The organism is Pseudomonas sp. SJZ074, from assembly GCF_007828215.1.
Classification (GTDB): Bacteria; Pseudomonadota; Gammaproteobacteria; order Pseudomonadales; family Pseudomonadaceae; genus Aquipseudomonas.
In genome coordinates this window covers 114,474-132,237 of sequence record NZ_VIUE01000003.1, presented here as the reverse complement: position 1 = coordinate 132,237, position 17,764 = coordinate 114,474, and the positions used below count along the sequence as shown (strand labels likewise).

The window sequence follows — 17,764 nt, the reverse complement described above, 5'->3', positions numbered from 1 at the left end:
TCACTCCTTGCTTGATATGTCAGAAAGGGCGGCAGGTACTTGGAAAACATGTCGCATGTAGGCGACGAAATTCGGATCCTTGCAGTGGGTCTTGCCGGGCTCGTCTGAAATCTTGGCGACGGGCTGCCCGTCACAGCTGATCATTTTAAGCACGATGCTCATGGGTTCGACGCCCGGGATGTCGCAGGTCAGGTTGGTGCCAATACCGAAGCTGACATTAATGCGACCACGCAATGCACGGAAAATCTCCAGGCATTTGGGCAAGGTCAGACTGTCGGAGAACACCAGGGTCTTGCTCATCGGATCGATCCCCAGCTTGTGATAGTGGGCGATGGCTTTCTCGGCCCAGGCCACCGGGTCACCCGAATCATGGCGCAGACCATCGAACAGCTTGGCGAAGAACAGATCGAAGTCGGTCAGGAAGGCATCCATGGTGATGCAGTCGGTCAGCGCGATCCCCAGCAGGCCGCGGTACTCGCGCACCCAGCAGTCGAGGGCGGCGATCTGGCTGTCGATCAGCCGCGGGCCCAGTTGCTGATGGGCCATGATCCACTCATGGGCCATGGTGCCCAAGGGTTTCATGTCCAGCTCCCGGGACAGGTGCACATTGCTGGTGCCGACGAAGCGCCCGGGGAAATCGTGCTTGAGCACGTTTACCACTTCTTCCTGGGTGCGGTAGGAAAACCGCCGACGGGTACCGAAGTCCGCCACTTGCAAGTCGGACAATTCCTCGCGGCTGGCGTTGGCGGTCAGCCAGTCGAACTTGCGATACAACTGCTCCCGTGCCTGCTCCAGGATGACCTCACGGTAGCGATAGCGATTGCGCACTTCGCTGACGATGGCCAGCAGCGGCACTTCGAACAGGATCACATGCAGCCACGGCCCGCGCAGGCGGATGAACAGCTCGCCATTTTCGATGCCGGTGTACACGTAGCGCAGGTTGAAACGAAACAGGCCCAAAAAGCGCAGGAAATCCGGTTTCAGGAAGCTGATGCGCTCCAGGAAACCCAGCTGATCGGCGCTCAGGTTGAGCTCGGCCAGGCGCTCGATCTGGAAGCGGATCTCCGCCAGATAGGGGCGCAGGTCTTCGCTGTTGCGGCAACGAAACTCCCATTCGACTTCGACGTTGGGGTAGTTGTGCAGGACCGCCTGCATCATCGTCAACTTGTAGAAGTCGGTGTCGAGCAGGTTCTGCACGATGCGATCGGCAAACACACTCTCGCTCATGAGGGATATCTCCAGACAGTTCGCTGCAGCGGGCAGCGTCGGACAGCGGTTTGTGGTGCTAGTGGCGCATACCCCTTGGGGTGATTGCCAGTGTTTTTTGGTCGCAGCGTTCCTGATGGCAGGAGTTTTACCTGTGACAAGAGCATTCTTCTGTGGCGGTAGCTCTTACTGTGGTGCATCAGGATTAGCCATCTGCTCCAACATCCACTCCACAAACAGTTTCACCTTGGGCACCTCTGCCGCGTGTTCAGGATAAGCCATGTAATAGGCATTGGTACTGGGCATGGCGTGCTGCCACGCAATGACCAGTTTGCCATCTGCCAGTTCTTCTTCCACCAGGAAACGCGGCAACAGGGCGACGCCGCAGCCGACCTGGGCGGCACGGATGCACATGTAGAACGTTTCGAAGCGAGGTCCGTGGTAGCTGTGTTCGGTATGCAAACCCTGGTCGGCGAACCAGTCATGCCATGCCTGGGGGCGTGATGCGTTCTGCAACAGCACCAGGTCGGCCAGTTGCGTCGGGTCGGTAAAGGGGGTCTCCGGCAGGCAGCCCGGCGCGCAGACCGGCACCAATTCTTCGCCGAACAGTTCCAGGGATTCGGTGCCAGGCCGAGAGCCCTGGCCGAAGTAGAACGCCATGTCGCTGCGCCCTTGCAGCAAGTCGTCAGGCTCCTGTTCGCTGCACAGGTCCAGATGGATCTTCGGATGCCGCAGGCGCCAGCCTTTGAGGCGCGGCACCAGCCAGCGTGCACCGAAGGTCGGTGGGGTAGAGACGCGCAGGACTTCGGTGTCGCCACCGTAGGAGCGCAGGTAGTGGGTGGACATTTCGACCTGGGAGAGGATTTTCCGGACTTCACCCAGGTATAAGTCGCCGGCCGGCGTCAACTGCAAGCGCCGACGCACGCGGCGGAACAGCAAGTGCTGCAACAGCTCCTCGAGCTGCGCGACCTGCTTGCTGACGGCGCTCTGGGTCAGGTGCAACTCTTCGGCCGCACGGGTGAAGCTCAGGTGGCGGGTCACCGCTTCGAAACATTGCAGTGCCGTAATCGATGGTAAATAGCGTTTATTGAGCATCCTGAGGCCTATTTGCGGTGACTCGTCATATCCGTTCATGGGGCAGCATGAATAAACGGAATGATATCTCGCTTAAAGGTCGTTTGTTGGCAAGACTCGGGCCAGCTACAACTACAGTCCTGATCAGCCGTGTTCGTCCGGCTGCCGATTTTCGTCTTTCGCTTGAGGAATTGACCATGGTTGCTGCATTGCTTGATCGTCTGGGTGTCGACCCGGCCCTGTACCAGAACGGCACACAGCCGGTGCACTCGCCCATCGACGGCAGTCGTATCGGCGCGGTGAACTGGGAAGGCGCCGCCGAAGTCGAGCAGCAGGTCAGCCGCGCCCAGCGTGCCTTCGATCTGTGGCGCCAGGTCCCGGCCCCGCGTCGCGGCGAGCTGGTGCGTCAGTTTGGCGACCTGCTGCGTGAATACAAGGCCGATCTCGGCGAGCTGGTGTCGTGGGAAGCCGGCAAGATTACCCAGGAAGGTCTGGGTGAAGTGCAGGAGATGATCGACATCTGCGATTTCGCCGTCGGCCTGTCCCGTCAACTGTACGGCCTGACCATTGCCTCCGAGCGTCCGGGCCACCATATGCGTGAAACCTGGCACCCGCTGGGCGTGGTCGGGGTGATCAGTGCGTTCAACTTCCCTGTCGCGGTCTGGGCCTGGAACACCGCGCTGGCCCTGGTGTGCGGCGATTCGGTGATCTGGAAGCCTTCGGAAAAGACCCCGCTCACCGCCCTGGCGTGCCAGGCGCTGTTCGAGCGGGCGTTGAAGAATTTCGGCGACGCGCCTGAGTATCTGTGCCAAGTGATCATCGGCGGTCGCGATGCCGGTGAAGCCTTGGTGGATGACCCGCGCGTAGCGTTGATCAGCGCCACCGGCAGCACCCGCATGGGCCGGGAAGTGGCGCCGAAAGTCGCCGCGCGCTTTGCCCGCAGCATCCTCGAACTGGGTGGCAACAACGCGATGATCCTGGCGCCGAGTGCCGACCTGGACATGGCCGTGCGCGCCATCCTGTTCAGCGCCGTCGGTACCGCTGGCCAGCGTTGCACCACCCTGCGCCGCCTGATCGCCCATGAGTCTGTGAAAGAAGAAATCGTCACCCGTCTCAAGGCTGCCTATTCGAAAATACGCATCGGTCATCCGCTGGAAGGCAACCTGGTAGGGCCGTTGATCGACAAGCACAGCTTCGACAACATGCAGGACGCCCTCGAACAGGCCTTGAGCGAAGGCGGTCGCGTATTCGGCGGCCAGCGTCAGCTCGAAGACCAGTTCCCGAACGCCTACTACGTGTCGCCGGCCATCGTCGAGATGCCGGAGCAGAGCGACGTGGTCCGCCACGAGACCTTCGCACCGATCCTGTATGTGGTCGGCTACAAGGACTTCGCAGAAGCCCTGCACCTGAACAACGCCGTGCCGCAAGGCCTGTCTTCCTGCATCTTCACCACCGATGTGCGTGAGGCCGAGCAGTTCATGTCTGCGGTGGGCAGTGACTGCGGCATCGCCAACGTCAACATCGGCCCGAGCGGCGCGGAAATCGGCGGCGCTTTCGGTGGCGAAAAAGAAACCGGCGGCGGACGCGAATCCGGCTCCGACTCGTGGCGCGCCTACATGCGTCGCCAGACCAACACCGTGAACTACTCACTGGAGTTGCCGTTGGCCCAGGGGATTACCTTTGATTAAGCAGCTTCAAGCCACAAGCTCCAAGCTGCAAGCGATCCCTGCTTGCAGCTTGAGGCTTGAAGCTTGCAGCTGCTCCTGACCAGGAGCTGGCAATGCCGTTACGCGAAGAATGTCTGTGGGAAAAACTGACGCCGCAAAGGCCTGAAAACCTAGCGCTCACGGGTGAAGTCACGGTAGACGTCTGCGTGATCGGCGCTGGCTTCACCGGGTTGTCGGCGGCGGTGCATTTGCTGGAGCAAGGCAAGCGCGTCGCGGTGCTGGAGGCCCATCGAACCGGACATGGCGGCTCGGGGCGCAATGTCGGGCTGGTGAACGCGGGCTTGTGGATCCCACCGGACGAGATAGAGGCCGGTTTCGGCGAAGCTGTCGGCAGCCAGCTCAACCGCATGCTGGGCGCGGCACCGGCGCTGGTGTTCAGTCTCGTCGACAAATACAACATCGATTGCCAGTTACGCCGCGAAGGCACGCTGCACATGGCCCATAACGCCCGGGGCGAGGCAGACCTGCGCAGCCGCGAAGAACAATGGAAGCGCCGCGGCGCGCCGGTGGAGCTGCTCACCGGCCAGGCCTGTGTCGAAGCTACGGGCACGTCGAAAATCGCCGCGGCCTTGCTGGACCGACGCGCCGGCACGCTCAATCCGATGGCCTATGTCAGCGGATTGGCCAAGGCAGCGTCGGACCTGTGTGGACAGCTTTTTGACCACTCCCCCGTGACACGCCTGGAACGCCAGGGGCAGCGCTGGTCGGTACAGACGGCCCAGGGTTCGGTACTGGCCGAGCAGGTGGTCATCGCCTCCAATGCCTACACCGAAGGTGAATGGACTGAACTGCGGCGCAATTTCTTCCCCGGCTATTACTACCAGGTAGCGTCCGTCCCGTTGTCCGGCGAGGCGGCGCAACGCATCCTGCCGGGCGGCCAGGGGTCGTGGGATACGCGTCAGGTATTGAGCAGCATTCGCCGCGACAAGGATGGTCGCCTGTTGCTCGGCAGCCTGGGCAATGGCAACCGCAAGCCCATCTGGTTCCTCAAGGCCTGGGCGGACCGGGTGCAGCAGCACTACTTCCCGTATCTCAAGTCTGTGGAGTGGGAGTCCACCTGGACCGGCTGCATTGCCTTCACTCCGGACCATCTGATGCGCCTGTTCGAGCCGGCGCCTGGATTGGTGGCGGTCACCGGTTACAACGGAAGGGGCGTGACCACCGGGACGGTGGTGGGCAAGGCCTTTGCCGATTACCTGTGCCATGGCGACGCGAAAGCGTTACCGATTCCCTTTGCGCCGATGCAGCCAGTGGCCGGGGCGGGCGTACGCAGTTGCCTGTATGAGGCGGGATTCTCGCTGTATCACGCGGGCCAGTGCCTGCGCATCGTCATTTGAGTGTTGAAAAGTGTTGCCGGAACCGGCGTTTTCCGGCGTAGGGTCTAGCCTCTTATGGTGCGGGTTGTAGCAGTTGTGCACCGGCAGTGTGCAGTTCGGTGACGCAGGTTGTTACAGGCTGGTTGCACGCCGTTTCGTGCGATGGTTGCAATGATGGCTCAAGGAAGGTTGTACTGATTTAAGCGACGGGTTGCACCTTGTGCGGTTTAGACGGTTGCACGCCCTATGAAAAAGGGCCCGAAACAGTCGAAATAACAATAAAGCAGCGACTTTTTTCAGAATAAAAAACCGCTGGCACGGCCCTTGCTCTGAGCTTTTCAGTGAAGTCGCAGTGCCAACTAAAAAAAACCTTGGAGCACCACCTCATGTCCCAGACGTTTTACAAGAAAGGCTTTCTGGCCCTTGCCGTTACAGCGGCAATGGGTGTTTCCGCGTTTGCCCATGCAGACTTCAAGATCGGTGTAGCGGGTCCCATGACTGGCGCCAACGCAGCATTCGGCGAGCAGTACATGAAAGGGGCGCAGGCGGCAGCGGACGAAATCAACGCCAAGGGCGGCGTGAACGGCGAGAAGATCGTCCTGGTGAAAGGCGACGACGCGTGCGAGCCGAAGCAGGCCGTGGCCGTGGCCAACCGCTTTGTCGACCAGGACAAGGTGAACGCCGTGGTCGGTCACTTCTGTTCTTCGTCGACCATCCCGGCCTCCGAAGTCTATGGTGACGCCGACATCATGGCCATCACCCCGGGTTCCACCAACCCGGCTGTCACCGAGCGTGGCTTGAACGCGATGTTCCGTATGTGCGGTCGTGACGACCAGCAGGGCGTTGTCGCCGGGGACTACATCGTCGACGTGCTCAAGGGCAAGAAAGTCGTGGTACTGCATGACAAGGACACCTACGGCCAAGGCCTGGCGGATGCCACCAAGGCCCAGTTGGCCAAGCGCGGCGTGACCCCAGTGCTGTACGAAGGCCTGACCCGCGGCGAGAAAGACTTCAGCGCCGTGGTCACCAAGATCCGTGCGGCCGGTGCCGACGTGGTCTATTTCGGTGGCCTGCACCCGGAAGCCGGCCCGCTGGTTCGCCAACTGCGTGAACAAGGCCTCAAGGACGTGAAATTCATGTCCGACGACGGCATCGTGACCGACGAACTGGTGACCACCGCCGGCGGCGCGCAATACGTCGATGGCGTGTACATGACTTTCGGTGCCGACCCACGCCTGCTGCCAGACAGCAAGTCGGTGGTAGACGCATTCCGTGCCAAGGGCACCGAGCCGGAAGGCTACACCCTGTATGCCTACGCTTCCGTCCAGACCCTGGCTGCCGCTTTCAATGGTGCCAAGTCGAACAAGACCGACGCCGCGGCCGAATGGCTCAAGGCCAACCCGGTCCAGACCGTGATGGGCAAGAAGGAGTGGGACAAGAAGGGCGACCTGAAAATCTCCGACTACGTGGTCTACCAGTGGGACAAGGACGGCAAATACCATCAGTTGGAAAAACAGAAGTGATTTGAAGGGATAACGGCTTGTGGCGAGGCAGCTGGCTCCCGCTGGGGCGCTTGGCGGCCCTGAAAACAGGACTGCTGCGCAGTCCAGCGGGAGCAAGCTCCCTCGCCACGCAACCCGTGATCATCCTTCCCGGGCCAAGACCCACCTGTCTTTTCTCCCGAAAGCTGTGCGCCCACCGTGTGGCCTCGGCGGCTGAACCCCGGTCCGTCGCTGCGGTGTGCGTGCAGTCTTTCAAATGCGTGAGATTGCGTTATGGATGGTATTTTCCTGCAGCAACTGATCAATGGCCTGACCCTCGGGTCGGTCTATGGTCTGATCGCCATCGGCTACACAATGGTCTACGGCATCATCGGCATGATCAACTTCGCCCACGGCGAGGTTTACATGATTTCCGCGTACCTCGCGGCAATCAGTCTGGCTCTGCTGGCTTACTTCGGTATTGAATCCTTTCCGCTAATGATCCTCGGCACCCTCGTGTTCACGGTCGTGGTCACCGGGGTCTATGGCTGGGTCATCGAACGCGTCGCCTACAAACCGTTGCGAAACTCCACCCGCCTGGCACCGCTGATCAGTGCCATCGGCATTTCGCTGATCCTGCAGAACTATGCACAGATCAGCCAGGGCGCCCGCCAACAGGGTGTGCCGACACTGCTTGAAGGCGCCATGCGCGTCGAAATCGGCACTGGCTTCGTCCAGCTCACCTACACCAAGATCTTCATCCTGGTCGCCGCATTCGCCGGGATGGCCTTGCTGACCTACATCATCAAGTACACCAAGCTGGGGCGCATGTGCCGTGCCACCCAGCAGGATCGCAAGATGGCCTCGATCCTGGGGATCAACACCGACCGGGTGATTTCCTATGTGTTCATCATCGGCGCGGCCATGGCGGCCCTGGCCGGTGTGCTGATCACCATGAACTACGGCACGTTCGACTTCTATGCCGGCTTCATTATCGGCATCAAGGCGTTCACCGCGGCGGTCCTCGGTGGCATCGGCTCCCTGCCTGGGGCGATGCTCGGCGGGATCATCCTCGGGATCTCCGAGTCGCTGTTCTCCGGTCTGATCAACTCCGACTACAAAGACGTGTTCAGTTTCTCGCTGCTGGTGATGATTCTGATTTTCCGTCCCCAAGGCCTGCTGGGTCGCCCACTCGTGGCGAAGGTATAAGTATGTCTGCTGCCAATAAACCGATTGATATCAAACAGAGCGTCATCGACGCGATCCTGGCGGGCCTGATTTCGCTGATCGTGTTCGGGCCGATTGTCGGCGTAGTGCTCGAAGGCTACAGCTTCAACCTGCAACCGGCCCGTGTCGGCTGGCTGGTGGGGGTCGTGATGATCGGGCGTTTCGCCTTGAGCCTGTTCCTGCAAACGCCCAAGGGCCTGAAGGTACTCCAGGGTTTCGAAAGCCCCGGTTCCGGCGTGCACGTCCTGCCACCGGACTACAAGTCGCGCCTGCGCTGGATCATCCCGGCGTTGATCGTGATTGCCATCGTCTTTCCGTTTTTCGCCAACAAGTACGTGCTCACGGTGGTCATCCTCGGGCTGATCTACGTGTTGCTCGGCCTGGGCCTGAACATCGTGGTCGGCCTGGCGGGCCTGCTCGACCTGGGTTACGTGGCGTTCTACGCCATCGGCGCCTATGGCCTGGCGCTGGGTTACCAGTACCTGGGTCTGGGTTTCTGGACCGTACTGCCGCTGGCGGCGATCGCGGCGGCGATGGCGGGTTGCATATTGGGTTTCCCCGTGTTGCGAATGCACGGTGACTACCTGGCGATCGTGACCCTGGGCTTCGGTGAAATCATCCGGCTGGTGCTCAATAACTGGCTGTCATTCACTGGCGGGCCGAACGGCATGCCCGTGCCGTCGCCGACCTTTCTCGGCCTGGAGTTCGGCCGCAAGGCCAAGGAAGGAGGGGTGCCGTTCCACGAGTTCTTCGGCATCGACTACAACCCGAACCTGAAATTCCTGTTCATCTACATCGTGTTGTTCATCGTTGTGCTGCTGGTGCTCTACATCAAGCACAGGCTGACCCGCATGCCGGTCGGACGCGCCTGGGAAGCCCTGCGCGAAGACGAGATCGCCTGCCGTTCCATGGGCCTGAACCACGTGCTGGTCAAGCTTTCGGCGTTCACCCTCGGTGCTTCCACGGCCGGTCTGGCCGGAGTGTTCTTCGCCAGCTACCAGGGGTTCGTCAACCCGTCGTCGTTCACGTTCTTCGAGTCGGCGCTGATCCTGGCGATCGTGGTCCTGGGCGGCATGGGCTCGACCGTGGGCGTGGTGATCGCGGCATTCGTGCTCACCGTGGCGCCGGAACTGCTGCGCAGTTTCTCCGAATACCGCGTGCTGCTGTTCGGCGTATTGATGGTGTTGATGATGATCTGGCGACCTCGCGGCCTGATCCGCATCAGCCGTACCGGTGTGACGCCGCGTAAAGGTGCCATAGCGCATGACGGAGGGCAGCGCCATGAGTGAAGTCGTACTTCAAGTCGAAAACCTGATGATGCAATTCGGTGGCATCAAGGCCCTCAGCGACGTCAGCCTGCAGGTCAAGCGCAACTCGATCTTCGCCCTGATCGGCCCCAATGGCGCGGGCAAGACCACGGTGTTCAACTGCCTGACCGGTTTCTACAAGGCCTCGGGTGGCAAGATCGAGCTCAACGTGCGCGGCGAGCGAACCAACGTCATCAAGCTGCTGGGCGAAGCGTTTCGTCCCAGCGATTTCGTCTCGCCGAAATCCTTTGCCAGCCGGCTGTATTACAAGATGTTCGGCGGTACCCACCTGGTGAACCGTGCCGGCCTGGCGCGGACCTTCCAGAACATCCGCCTGTTCCGGGAAATGTCGGTGTTGGAAAACCTGCTGGTGGCCCAGCACATGTGGGTCAACCGCAGCCTGGTGGCCGGCATCCTCAACACCAAGGGCTATCGCAAGGCTGAAAGCGACGCGCTGGACCACGCCTTCTACTGGCTCGAAGTCGTGGACCTGGTGGATTGTGCCAACCGCCTGGCGGGTGAGCTTTCCTATGGTCAACAGCGCCGCCTGGAAATTGCCCGGGCCATGTGCACCCGTCCACAGGTCATCTGCCTCGACGAACCGGCCGCCGGCCTCAACCCTCAGGAAACCGAAGCGCTGAGCGCGATGATCCGGCTGCTGCGCGACGAGCACGATCTGACCGTGGTGCTGATCGAACACGACATGGGCATGGTAATGAGCATTTCCGACCACATCGTGGTGCTGGACCACGGCAACGTGATCGCCGAAGGCGGTCCGGAGGCGATTCGCAACGATCCGAAGGTGATCGCGGCCTACCTGGGTGCCGATGAAGAGGAACTGGTATGAGCGGACCGATCCTCGAACTCAAGGAACTGGACGTGTTCTACGGGCCGATCCAGGCGCTGAAGAAAGTCTCGATGCAGATTGGTGAAGGCGAGACCGTGAGCCTGATCGGCTCCAACGGTGCCGGCAAGTCTACGCTGCTGATGTCGATCTTCGGCCAGCCGCGCGCGGCCAGTGGGCAGATCATCTACCAGGGTGTGGACATTACCCACAAGTCATCCCACTACATCGCGTCCAACGGCATTGCGCAGTCGCCGGAAGGGCGGCGGGTGTTCCCCGACATGACCGTCGAGGAGAACCTGCTGATGGGCACCATCCCCATCGGTGACAAATATGCCAGCGAAGACATGCAGCGCATGTTCGAACTGTTTCCGCGGCTCAAGGAGCGGCGCAACCAACGGGCCATGACCATGTCCGGTGGCGAGCAGCAAATGCTCGCCATTGCCCGGGCGTTGATGAGCCGGCCGAAGTTGTTGCTGCTCGATGAGCCGAGCCTGGGGCTGGCGCCGATCGTGGTGAAACAGATCTTCGCCACCTTGCGGGAACTGGCGTCCACCGGGATGACCATCTTCCTGGTGGAACAGAACGCCAACCACGCCCTCAGGTTGTCGGATCGGGCCTACGTGATGGTCAACGGCGAAATCCGCCTGACCGGCACCGGCAAGGAGCTGCTCGCCAACGAAGAAGTGCGCAACGCGTATCTGGGCGGGCACTGACGACACTGATGCGGCAAAAAAAACCGGCGAGTGATCGCCGGTTTTTTTATCTCTTCAGAACACCGCCCAACCCTGTGGGGGAGCCTGCTCGCGATAGCGATAGACCTGTCGACATCCATGGCCTGACCCACCGCTATCGCGAGCAAGCTCTCTCCCACAGGGGAAATTGATATGGGCGGAATAATTGTGGACAACAATCCACAGCCCTTGCCAAACCGCGACATAAAGTCGCCGCAAACAGTTGTTTTGCCACGGTTTTGAGTTGTCCCCGTTTGCTGTGGAGCCGGCTGTGGGTAACGTGGGAATAGCTGGCTGGACGCCTTTGAATACGTGGCTTGCAGGGCTGTGATCGTTTTTTGAACAGGCATTTTCTGGCGTGCATGAATGCAGGCTGTCAACCCTTTTCCGAACGCTGGAACAGTCTTCGGAATCTGTGGGCAAGCCTGTGGATAAGTCTGTGACTAAACTCTGGAAAGACCGCTCCGAGGGCCGTGGTTGCTAGCTCCGAGCCATCGTCCCTTTCACCTTCGGCTTATAGCAGAGAATCTGTTCTGCACAACCTCATATGCAGGGTCAAGGGAAAAAAGTTTCCTCAAACCTCGCAAAGCCTTAAGCGCGGCGGCTTGCAGCGTTTTCAGTTGCCCCCGATTACTGTGGACGTGCCTGTGGATAAGGTGCGTGCAACAGGCTGCATCCCTTGTCCTGCAAGGGATGGCGCCGTTTGATCGTTTTATGATCAGTCTGGCCTGGGTCAACATCCGTGGCGGGCAGTTGCCGCTCGCTGCCGGGCCGGGCATGCTGTGGGGCGATCCCGTTCAATGGCTGCCTCAAGCCCAATCAAGGAGAACATGATGTCCAATACCCTGTTTATCACCGGGGCGACGTCCGGATTCGGTGAAGCCTGTGCCCGTCGTTTTGCCGAGGCCGGTTGGAAACTTGTGCTGACCGGGCGCCGTGAAGAGCGCCTCAATGCCCTCTGCGCCGAGCTGTCGAAACAGACCGAAGTCCATGGCCTGGTATTGGATGTGCGCGACCGCAAGGCCATGGAGGAGGCCATCGCCAATCTGCCGCCGTCCTTTGCCACACTGCGTGGCTTGATCAACAACGCCGGATTGGCCCTGGGGGTCGATCCGGCACCCAAGTGCGACCTCGATGACTGGGACACGATGGTCGACACCAACGTCAAGGGGCTGCTCTACAGCACGCGCCTGCTGCTGCCGCGCCTGATTGCCCATGGCCGCGGCGCGGGGATCATCAACCTGGGTTCCATCGCCGGCAATTACCCGTATCCCGGTAGCCACGTGTATGGCGCGAGCAAGGCGTTCGTCAAACAGTTCTCGCTGAACCTGCGTTGCGATCTGCAAGGTACCGGCGTACGGGTCAGCAACATCGAGCCCGGCTTATGTGAGAGCGAGTTCTCGCTGGTGCGTTTCGGCGGTGATCAGGAGCGCTACAACGCGACCTATGCCGGGGCCGAGCCGATCCAGCCGCAGGACATTGCCGAAACGATCTACTGGGTGCTCAACACGCCAGCGCACATCAACATCAACAGCCTGGAGCTGATGCCGGTGAGCCAGACCTGGGCCGGGTTTGCCATTGAACGCAACAAGACCTGACGGCAATCCCCTCGACACAAACAGCGTCAGCCCAGGTAATCGGCCAATCCGCGGTAGCAGGTCATCAGGTGATACGGGGTAGTCGAGGGCATGTCCCGACGACTGACGAGGCCATCGGCATCCAGGCATTCGTTCCACCCCTTGGCATGCAGGAAATGCTGTTGCAGAGCCTGTAGCTGACGCAGCAACACGTCCTGGCTTCCCGGGCGCAGGGTGAGAGCACGCAGGTACTCGGCCTGGGCCCAGATGCGCTGGGTGGCGTCACGTGCGACAGCCTCCGGCATCGGGTTCAGCATGGCGCACACCGCACCGGACTGCGGGTCCACGCCTTGTCGCTCGGTATAGCCAAAGCTCTGCTGCAGGGCCATGCGCAACTTGCCGTCTTGCAGCAGGGGCGACGAGGCCAGCAGGAAATACCACTCGAACTGGTGTCCCGGCTCGAACCAGTTATCCACAGCCTTGAGCGGTTTCTCCATCATCACGCCCAGCTTCGGCTCAATGAAGCGCTTGGACATCCCGTCACACAGACTCAACAATGCCTGGCGAACGTTGGCGTCCTCACGGACCGAGAGGGTGGCGAGGAAGGCTTCGGCCAGGTGCATCAAGGGGTTTTGCAGCGGACCGGATCCGAGCGTTGACCAATCGCGCTTGAGGCTGGCCTCGTAGAGACCGTCGCCGGTGGCAAAGCGCCGGGCAATGACTTCCAGGGCGGCGTTGAGCACCGATTCCACCAGCGGTTCGCGAACCTTGCCCCAGTAATGGGCGCAGGCGAACAGGATGAAGGCATGGGTATAAAGATCCTTGCCGGTGTCCAGCGGGGCGCCTTGCGGGTCGATGCTGTAGAACCAGCCGCCGTGTTCGCCATCGTGAAAGTGTCGCTGTAGCGAGCGGAACAGCGCCGCGGCCCGTTCTTCGGCCCCTGCCACTTCGCCGATCAGGCTGGCGAACACGTACAGCTGTCTTGCGCAGGCCATCGCGCGGTAGCGTTGGGGTGGCAACGGCGTGTGGGTGGCATCCAGGGATTCGTAGGGCAATGCCAGTTCGGCATTCCAACCCGGGCCTTGCCACATGGGCACGATCACCTCGTGAAAGTGCTGGCGCGCTGTTGCGAACAGGGCAATCAACTCAGGCGAAGGAGCGGGGCGGGAAGCATCGGGCATGGGCGGACGTCGTCACGGCAGGGGGCGATTGCGCGACATGGTAGCAGAGTGGCAGGGGCGAGAGATGCAGTGCCTTCAAGGGCCCCTTCGCGGGCAAGCCCGCTCCCACAGGACCGGTGTATGCCGATCAAGTTGTGGGAGCGGGCTTGCTCGCGAAGGCAGCCTTGACGGCGCTGCCAATCAACCTGCCAACAACCAGACCCCGACCCCCGCCGAAGCCGCCCCCGCCAGCCGCACCAAAGGCGCAGCCGCTCGCGGCAATACGCGAACCAGGGCAAAGCCTGCGCCATGCAGCGCCGCCGTTGCCGCGACGAATCCGGCCGCATACGCCCAAGGGCTCGACATGTCCGGCAGCTCCAGTCCATGGGCCACGCCATGGAACAACGCAAACAATGCCGTTGCGGCAACCGCCAGGCTCAATGGCGGACGCACGGCCAGCGCCACCGCCAAGCCCAGAGCCAGCACCGAGGCGGCGATCCCGCTTTCCAATGCCGGCAACTGCAGCCCTGCGAAACCGAACAAACCGCCGATCAGCATCGTGCCGATGAAGGTGCAGGGCAACGCCCAGCGTGCGGAGCCTTGTTGTTGCGCTGCCCACAAGCCGACCGCAAGCATGGCGAGCAGGTGATCCAGGCCGCCGATGGGGTGCCCGAGGCCGGCGATCAGACCATTGTCACCATGGCCGGGATGGGCGAAGGCCAGGGGCGGGACCAGCAGCAGGACGAGGGTGCCGAGAATGCGTTTGGGGGTCATGAAAAAGCTTCCTTGTTGAGAATTCGAAAAGTCAGGCAGCAGTCAGCAGGCCCTGGCGCTCGATGAAAGCGATGATTTCGTCCAGGCCCTGGCCGGTTTTCTGGTTGCTGAAGACGAATGGCTTGCCGTTGCGCATCCGCCGGGTGTCGCTGTCCATCATCTCCAGCGAGGCGCCTACCAGCGGTGCCAGGTCGATTTTATTGATCACCAGCAAGTCGGACTTACAGATGCCCGGTCCACCTTTGCGTGGCAACTTGTCCCCGGCCGATACGTCGATCACGTATAGGGTCAGATCCGACAGTTCCGGGCTGAAGGTCGCCGAGAGGTTGTCGCCGCCGGACTCCACCAGGATCAGATCCAGCCCCGGGAAGCGGCGGTTCAACTGGTCCACCGCTTCGAGATTGATCGAGGCGTCTTCGCGAATGGCCGTGTGGGGGCAGCCGCCGGTTTCGACACCAATGATCCGCTCCGGCGCGAGGGCTTCGTTGCGGACCAGGAAGTCGGCGTCTTCACGGGTGTAGATATCGTTGGTGACCACCGCCAGGTTGTAGCGCTCGCGCAGGGCCAGGCACAGGGCCAGGGTCAGGGCGGTCTTGCCGGAGCCCACCGGGCCGCCGATGCCGACGCGCAGGGGTTGTGCATTCATTGTTGGTCTCCTAGGAACGGAACAGACGGCTGTACTGGCGCTCATGGGCCATACACGCCAGGGACAGGCCAAACGCGGCGCTGCCGTAATGCTCGGGGTCAATGTTCGAAGCGTTGTGCTGGGCCTGTTGCAGCAACGGCATCAGCTCGCTGGTCAGGCGCTGGGCGGCTTGCTGGCCGAGGGGAAGGGTTTTCATCAGCACCGCCAGTTGGTTTTCCAACCAGCTCCACAGCCACGCGGCGAGCGCGTCCTGGGGAATGATGTCCCAGGCGCGGGCGGCCAGGGCCCAGCCCAGGGCCAGGTGGGGTTCGCTGCGTTGTTCGAGAAAGCGCCGGGCGGCCCCGTCGAGTTCCGGCAGGCCGCCGAGCAGTTGCTGCAGTGAATAGCCCATCTGCCGGCTTTCCTGATACAGCTCGCGGGTTTCCCGGCTGGCGCGGTGTGCTTCGCAGTGTTGCCCCAAGGCGTTCCAATCATCGGCCGCGGCGGCGGTGCAATGAGCGAGCAACAGGGGCGCTTCGAAGCGTGCCAGGTTCAGCAGCAATTGATCGCCAATCCATCGGTGCGCGTCGTCGGCTGTCTTGATCAGGCCGTTATCCACCGCCATCTCCAGCCCTTGGGAATAGCTGTAGCCGCCGATGGGCAACTGCGGGCTGGCCAGACGCAACAGCGCCCAGGCCGGGTTCATGTGCGCACGCCGAATTGATGCAGACGCGGTGCGTAGTTGAAGTCTTCCTCGCCTTGCCGCGAATGGTGATGGCCGCCGCCATAGGCGCCGTGTTCCGGTTGGAAGGGGGCTTCGATAGCGGCGACGCTGGCGCCCAGTTGTTCGAGCATCGCCTTGAGCACGTAATCGTCCAGCAAGCGCAACCAGCCATCGCCCACTTGCAGGGCCACATGGCGATTGCCAAGGTGGTACGCCGCACGCGTCAGCTCGAAGCCATTGGCGCAGGTGACGTGCAGCAATTGTTCGGGACGGGCGCAGACCCGTACGATACGGCCGTCTTCGGCCTGGAGGCATTCGCCGTCATGGAGCGGCGGCTGGCCCCGCTCCAAAAACAATCCCACGTCCTCGCCCTCGGCACTGAAACAGCGCAGGCGACTTTTGCTGCGGGCATCGAAAGTCAGATGAAGCTCCGCATCCCAGCGGGGTTGAGTGTCGATTCTGCGATGAATCACCAGCATCGGAGTGCTTCCAGCAATGAACGGTGCTGTGTTTAGAGCAAGTGGCTTGCCAATTGAATATGGCGTAGGAAATGGGCGTGGGACGCTGGAGCGGGCTTTCCACGCAGGATGTATTTCGTTCCGGGTTGGTGCGCGCTGTGAGGTTTTTGCACTGTTTTGTGGCGCGCGGCGAACCTGTGGGAGCGGGCTTGCTCGCGAAGGCGGTGGATCAGTGGAAATCCATGTATTTGATCCACCGTCTTCGCGAGCAAGCCCGCTCCCACAGGAGGTTATTCAGTGCTGCCCAAGCCTTGCCAATGCTTGAGGCCGATAAAGATAAACCGCAGTTGCTGGGTGATCTTCGCCTGGGGCGTGAGGTGGTCGGGGGGCGCTTTGGTGGGAGGGTCGATGATGTCGGGCAGGGTGGCGAACACGCTTTTGACGATGAGGTCGGCCATCACGCTCAGCCCGGCAAGATCCAGATGCTGCAGTTTCGGCATCAACGCCAGGTCGGCGGCCAGGTCCGAGCTGATGGCTTCACGCAGTTGTGCAATGGCCTGCCGTACCGGCAGGGAGCCGCCGTACTGTTCGCGAGCAAGAAACAGGAACTGCGATCGGTTGGCTTGCACCACGTCGAGGAAGATCCGTACCGACGCATCAATGATGCCGCCCATGACGAATTCGTTGTGACGCACCAGCCGGATGGTTTCGCGGAAGGTCTGGCCCACTTCGCTGACCAGCGCCAGGCCCAATTGATCCATATCGTCGAAGTGCCGGTAGAAACCGGTGGGTACAATGCCCGCCGTTTTGGCCACTTCGCGCAGGCTCAGGCTGCCGAACCCCCGGCCGCACTCCATCAAATGACGGGCCGCGTCCATCAGGGCAATTCGGGTCTGTTGTTTCTGTTCGGCGCGGGGCAACATCGCAGGCCTGACTTCCGAGTCATGGGAGCGAGGCACTTTAGCAAATCGGCTTTGCCGACGTCGAACGGTAGAGGGGATTACGCGGGGGAAGCGAGGCCTGAAAAGTCAAAAGCCCGATTGCAGGAAATCGGGCTTTTTCACGGCCACCATGGGCTCAGCTCACTTTGCCGTTGCGTTCGTTGAGGCGTTCACTACCACCTTCGGCGAGTTGGCCTTGAGGGGTGTTGTTGTAGCCGTCTTCGGCGAGCTGGCCCTGAGGGGTGTTGTTGTAGCCGTCTTCGGCGAGCTGGCCCTGAGGGGTGTTGTTGTAGCCGTCTTCGGCGAGCTGGCCCTGAGGGGTGTTGTTATAGCCGTCTTCGGCGAGTTGGCCCTGAGGGGTGTTGTTGTAGCCATCTTCAGCGAGTTGGCCTTGACGGGTTTGGTTAAAGCCGTCTTCGGCAACAGTCTGGCTATACACGGAGTGGCTGTCCTTGACCTGTGGTGTAGCCTGTTCGGAAGCTGGCAGGGCGAAAGCAGTGGAGGCCAGCAGTGAAAGGGACAGGCTCATCAGTAATTGGCGTTTCATGGTCGTTGCTCCTCGGGAGGGCTAAAAAGTGGGTACGAGGGC

18 protein-coding genes are annotated in these 17,764 nt (G+C 61.3%); 9 read left to right on the top strand and 9 right to left on the bottom strand.

All coding sequences use genetic code 11. The features are described 5' to 3' along the window. Both pncB and FBX99_RS05150 read right to left on the bottom strand, forming a co-directional pair. A complete protein-coding gene (gene pncB / locus FBX99_RS05155) occupies nucleotides 1-1,227 on the bottom strand; it encodes a nicotinate phosphoribosyltransferase (protein ID WP_144928440.1) in 1,227 nt (408 codons plus the stop codon). A 165-nt stretch (nucleotides 1,228-1,392) separates the two neighbouring features. Then, on the bottom strand, nucleotides 1,393-2,301 hold the full coding sequence (locus FBX99_RS05150; RefSeq protein ID WP_144928442.1) for a LysR family transcriptional regulator: 909 nt from the start codon (nucleotides 2,299-2,301) through the stop codon (nucleotides 1,393-1,395). 176 nt (nucleotides 2,302-2,477) lie between these two features. Here FBX99_RS05150 and FBX99_RS05145 point away from each other — a divergent pair, with 176 nt between their 5' ends. From FBX99_RS05145 to FBX99_RS05105, 9 genes are all read left to right on the top strand, one after another. Next, entirely contained in the window at nucleotides 2,478-3,968 is a 1,491-nt protein-coding gene (locus FBX99_RS05145; RefSeq protein ID WP_145130829.1) for an aldehyde dehydrogenase family protein, read from the top strand. A gap of 92 nt (nucleotides 3,969-4,060) precedes the next feature. Further along, complete coding sequence (locus FBX99_RS05140; protein ID WP_145130828.1) at nucleotides 4,061-5,344, top strand: FAD-binding oxidoreductase; 1,284 nt, start codon at nucleotides 4,061-4,063, stop codon at nucleotides 5,342-5,344. A 365-nt stretch (nucleotides 5,345-5,709) separates the two neighbouring features. Further along, the gene (locus FBX99_RS05135) at nucleotides 5,710-6,846 is read left to right on the top strand and encodes an ABC transporter substrate-binding protein (RefSeq protein WP_047700307.1); all 1,137 of its coding nucleotides are present in this window, start codon (nucleotides 5,710-5,712) and stop codon (nucleotides 6,844-6,846) included. A gap of 252 nt (nucleotides 6,847-7,098) precedes the next feature. Beyond that, nucleotides 7,099-8,013 carry a branched-chain amino acid ABC transporter permease LivH gene (locus tag FBX99_RS05130; protein WP_145130826.1) on the top strand — a complete coding sequence of 305 codons (915 nt, stop codon included), beginning with the start codon at nucleotides 7,099-7,101 and terminating at the stop codon, nucleotides 8,011-8,013. A gap of 2 nt (nucleotides 8,014-8,015) precedes the next feature. Then, entirely contained in the window at nucleotides 8,016-9,320 is a 1,305-nt protein-coding gene (gene livM, locus FBX99_RS05125; protein WP_144928450.1) for a high-affinity branched-chain amino acid ABC transporter permease LivM, read from the top strand. After that, nucleotides 9,313-10,185 (top strand): ABC transporter ATP-binding protein, encoded by an 873-nt coding sequence (locus FBX99_RS05120; protein WP_144928452.1) that lies wholly within the window; start codon nucleotides 9,313-9,315, stop codon nucleotides 10,183-10,185. Before livM ends, FBX99_RS05120 begins: the two co-directional genes overlap by 8 nt. Continuing rightward, on the top strand, nucleotides 10,182-10,898 hold the full coding sequence (locus tag FBX99_RS05115; RefSeq protein ID WP_041023532.1) for an ABC transporter ATP-binding protein: 717 nt from the start codon (nucleotides 10,182-10,184) through the stop codon (nucleotides 10,896-10,898). Before FBX99_RS05120 ends, FBX99_RS05115 begins: the two co-directional genes overlap by 4 nt. 678 nt (nucleotides 10,899-11,576) lie before the next feature. Then, nucleotides 11,577-11,750, top strand: coding sequence for a hypothetical protein (locus tag FBX99_RS28850; RefSeq protein ID WP_178111839.1), 174 nt, complete (start codon nucleotides 11,577-11,579; stop codon nucleotides 11,748-11,750). After that, nucleotides 11,750-12,514, top strand: a complete 765-nt coding sequence (locus FBX99_RS05105; RefSeq protein WP_144928454.1) for an SDR family oxidoreductase — start codon at nucleotides 11,750-11,752, stop codon at nucleotides 12,512-12,514. Before FBX99_RS28850 ends, FBX99_RS05105 begins: the two co-directional genes overlap by 1 nt. Before the next feature lie 26 nt (nucleotides 12,515-12,540). Here FBX99_RS05105 and FBX99_RS05100 read toward each other — a convergent pair whose 3' ends face one another. From FBX99_RS05100 to FBX99_RS05070, 7 genes are all read right to left on the bottom strand, one after another. Then, the gene (locus tag FBX99_RS05100; protein WP_144928456.1) at nucleotides 12,541-13,674 is read right to left on the bottom strand and encodes an AGE family epimerase/isomerase; all 1,134 of its coding nucleotides are present in this window, start codon (nucleotides 13,672-13,674) and stop codon (nucleotides 12,541-12,543) included. A gap of 180 nt (nucleotides 13,675-13,854) precedes the next feature. Then, a complete protein-coding gene (locus tag FBX99_RS05095) occupies nucleotides 13,855-14,427 on the bottom strand; it encodes a HupE/UreJ family protein (protein WP_144928458.1) in 573 nt (190 codons plus the stop codon). A gap of 31 nt (nucleotides 14,428-14,458) precedes the next feature. Next, nucleotides 14,459-15,073, bottom strand: a complete 615-nt coding sequence (ureG, locus tag FBX99_RS05090) for an urease accessory protein UreG (RefSeq protein WP_144928460.1) — start codon at nucleotides 15,071-15,073, stop codon at nucleotides 14,459-14,461. A 10-nt stretch (nucleotides 15,074-15,083) separates the two neighbouring features. Further along, nucleotides 15,084-15,758: an urease accessory protein UreF gene (locus FBX99_RS05085; protein ID WP_144928462.1), complete on the bottom strand. Its 675-nt coding sequence runs from the start codon at nucleotides 15,756-15,758 to the stop codon at nucleotides 15,084-15,086. Beyond that, entirely contained in the window at nucleotides 15,755-16,255 is a 501-nt protein-coding gene (ureE, locus tag FBX99_RS05080; protein ID WP_144928464.1) for an urease accessory protein UreE, read from the bottom strand. The genes FBX99_RS05085 and ureE overlap by 4 nt, the downstream gene beginning before the upstream one ends. 269 nt (nucleotides 16,256-16,524) lie before the next feature. Next, entirely contained in the window at nucleotides 16,525-17,157 is a 633-nt protein-coding gene (locus tag FBX99_RS05075; RefSeq protein WP_144928466.1) for a TetR family transcriptional regulator, read from the bottom strand. Nucleotides 17,158-17,311: 154 nt separating this feature from the next. Continuing rightward, entirely contained in the window at nucleotides 17,312-17,722 is a 411-nt protein-coding gene (locus FBX99_RS05070) for a hypothetical protein (protein WP_145130824.1), read from the bottom strand. Nucleotides 17,723-17,764 lie beyond the last annotated feature (42 nt).

What these genes read in the sequence shown, in the direction of transcription:
- ureG (WP_144928460.1), bottom strand. Translation starts at nt 15,073, where the DNA reads ATGAATGCACAACCCCTGCGCGTCGGCATCGGCGGCCCGGTGGGCTCC.
- FBX99_RS05145 (WP_145130829.1), top strand. Translation starts at nt 2,478, where the DNA reads ATGGTTGCTGCATTGCTTGATCGTCTGGGTGTCGACCCGGCCCTGTAC.
- FBX99_RS05135 (WP_047700307.1), top strand. Translation starts at nt 5,710, where the DNA reads ATGTCCCAGACGTTTTACAAGAAAGGCTTTCTGGCCCTTGCCGTTACA.
- FBX99_RS05095 (WP_144928458.1), bottom strand. Translation starts at nt 14,427, where the DNA reads ATGACCCCCAAACGCATTCTCGGCACCCTCGTCCTGCTGCTGGTCCCG.
- FBX99_RS05115 (WP_041023532.1), top strand. Translation starts at nt 10,182, where the DNA reads ATGAGCGGACCGATCCTCGAACTCAAGGAACTGGACGTGTTCTACGGG.
- FBX99_RS05070 (WP_145130824.1), bottom strand. Translation starts at nt 17,722, where the DNA reads ATGAAACGCCAATTACTGATGAGCCTGTCCCTTTCACTGCTGGCCTCC.
- pncB (WP_144928440.1), bottom strand. Translation starts at nt 1,227, where the DNA reads ATGAGCGAGAGTGTGTTTGCCGATCGCATCGTGCAGAACCTGCTCGAC.
- FBX99_RS05150 (WP_144928442.1), bottom strand. Translation starts at nt 2,301, where the DNA reads ATGCTCAATAAACGCTATTTACCATCGATTACGGCACTGCAATGTTTC.
- livM (WP_144928450.1), top strand. Translation starts at nt 8,016, where the DNA reads ATGTCTGCTGCCAATAAACCGATTGATATCAAACAGAGCGTCATCGAC.
- FBX99_RS05100 (WP_144928456.1), bottom strand. Translation starts at nt 13,674, where the DNA reads ATGCCCGATGCTTCCCGCCCCGCTCCTTCGCCTGAGTTGATTGCCCTG.
- FBX99_RS05140 (WP_145130828.1), top strand. Translation starts at nt 4,061, where the DNA reads ATGCCGTTACGCGAAGAATGTCTGTGGGAAAAACTGACGCCGCAAAGG.
- FBX99_RS05075 (WP_144928466.1), bottom strand. Translation starts at nt 17,157, where the DNA reads ATGTTGCCCCGCGCCGAACAGAAACAACAGACCCGAATTGCCCTGATG.
- FBX99_RS05120 (WP_144928452.1), top strand. Translation starts at nt 9,313, where the DNA reads ATGAGTGAAGTCGTACTTCAAGTCGAAAACCTGATGATGCAATTCGGT.
- FBX99_RS05105 (WP_144928454.1), top strand. Translation starts at nt 11,750, where the DNA reads ATGTCCAATACCCTGTTTATCACCGGGGCGACGTCCGGATTCGGTGAA.
- FBX99_RS05085 (WP_144928462.1), bottom strand. Translation starts at nt 15,758, where the DNA reads ATGAACCCGGCCTGGGCGCTGTTGCGTCTGGCCAGCCCGCAGTTGCCC.
- ureE (WP_144928464.1), bottom strand. Translation starts at nt 16,255, where the DNA reads ATGCTGGTGATTCATCGCAGAATCGACACTCAACCCCGCTGGGATGCG.
- FBX99_RS05130 (WP_145130826.1), top strand. Translation starts at nt 7,099, where the DNA reads ATGGATGGTATTTTCCTGCAGCAACTGATCAATGGCCTGACCCTCGGG.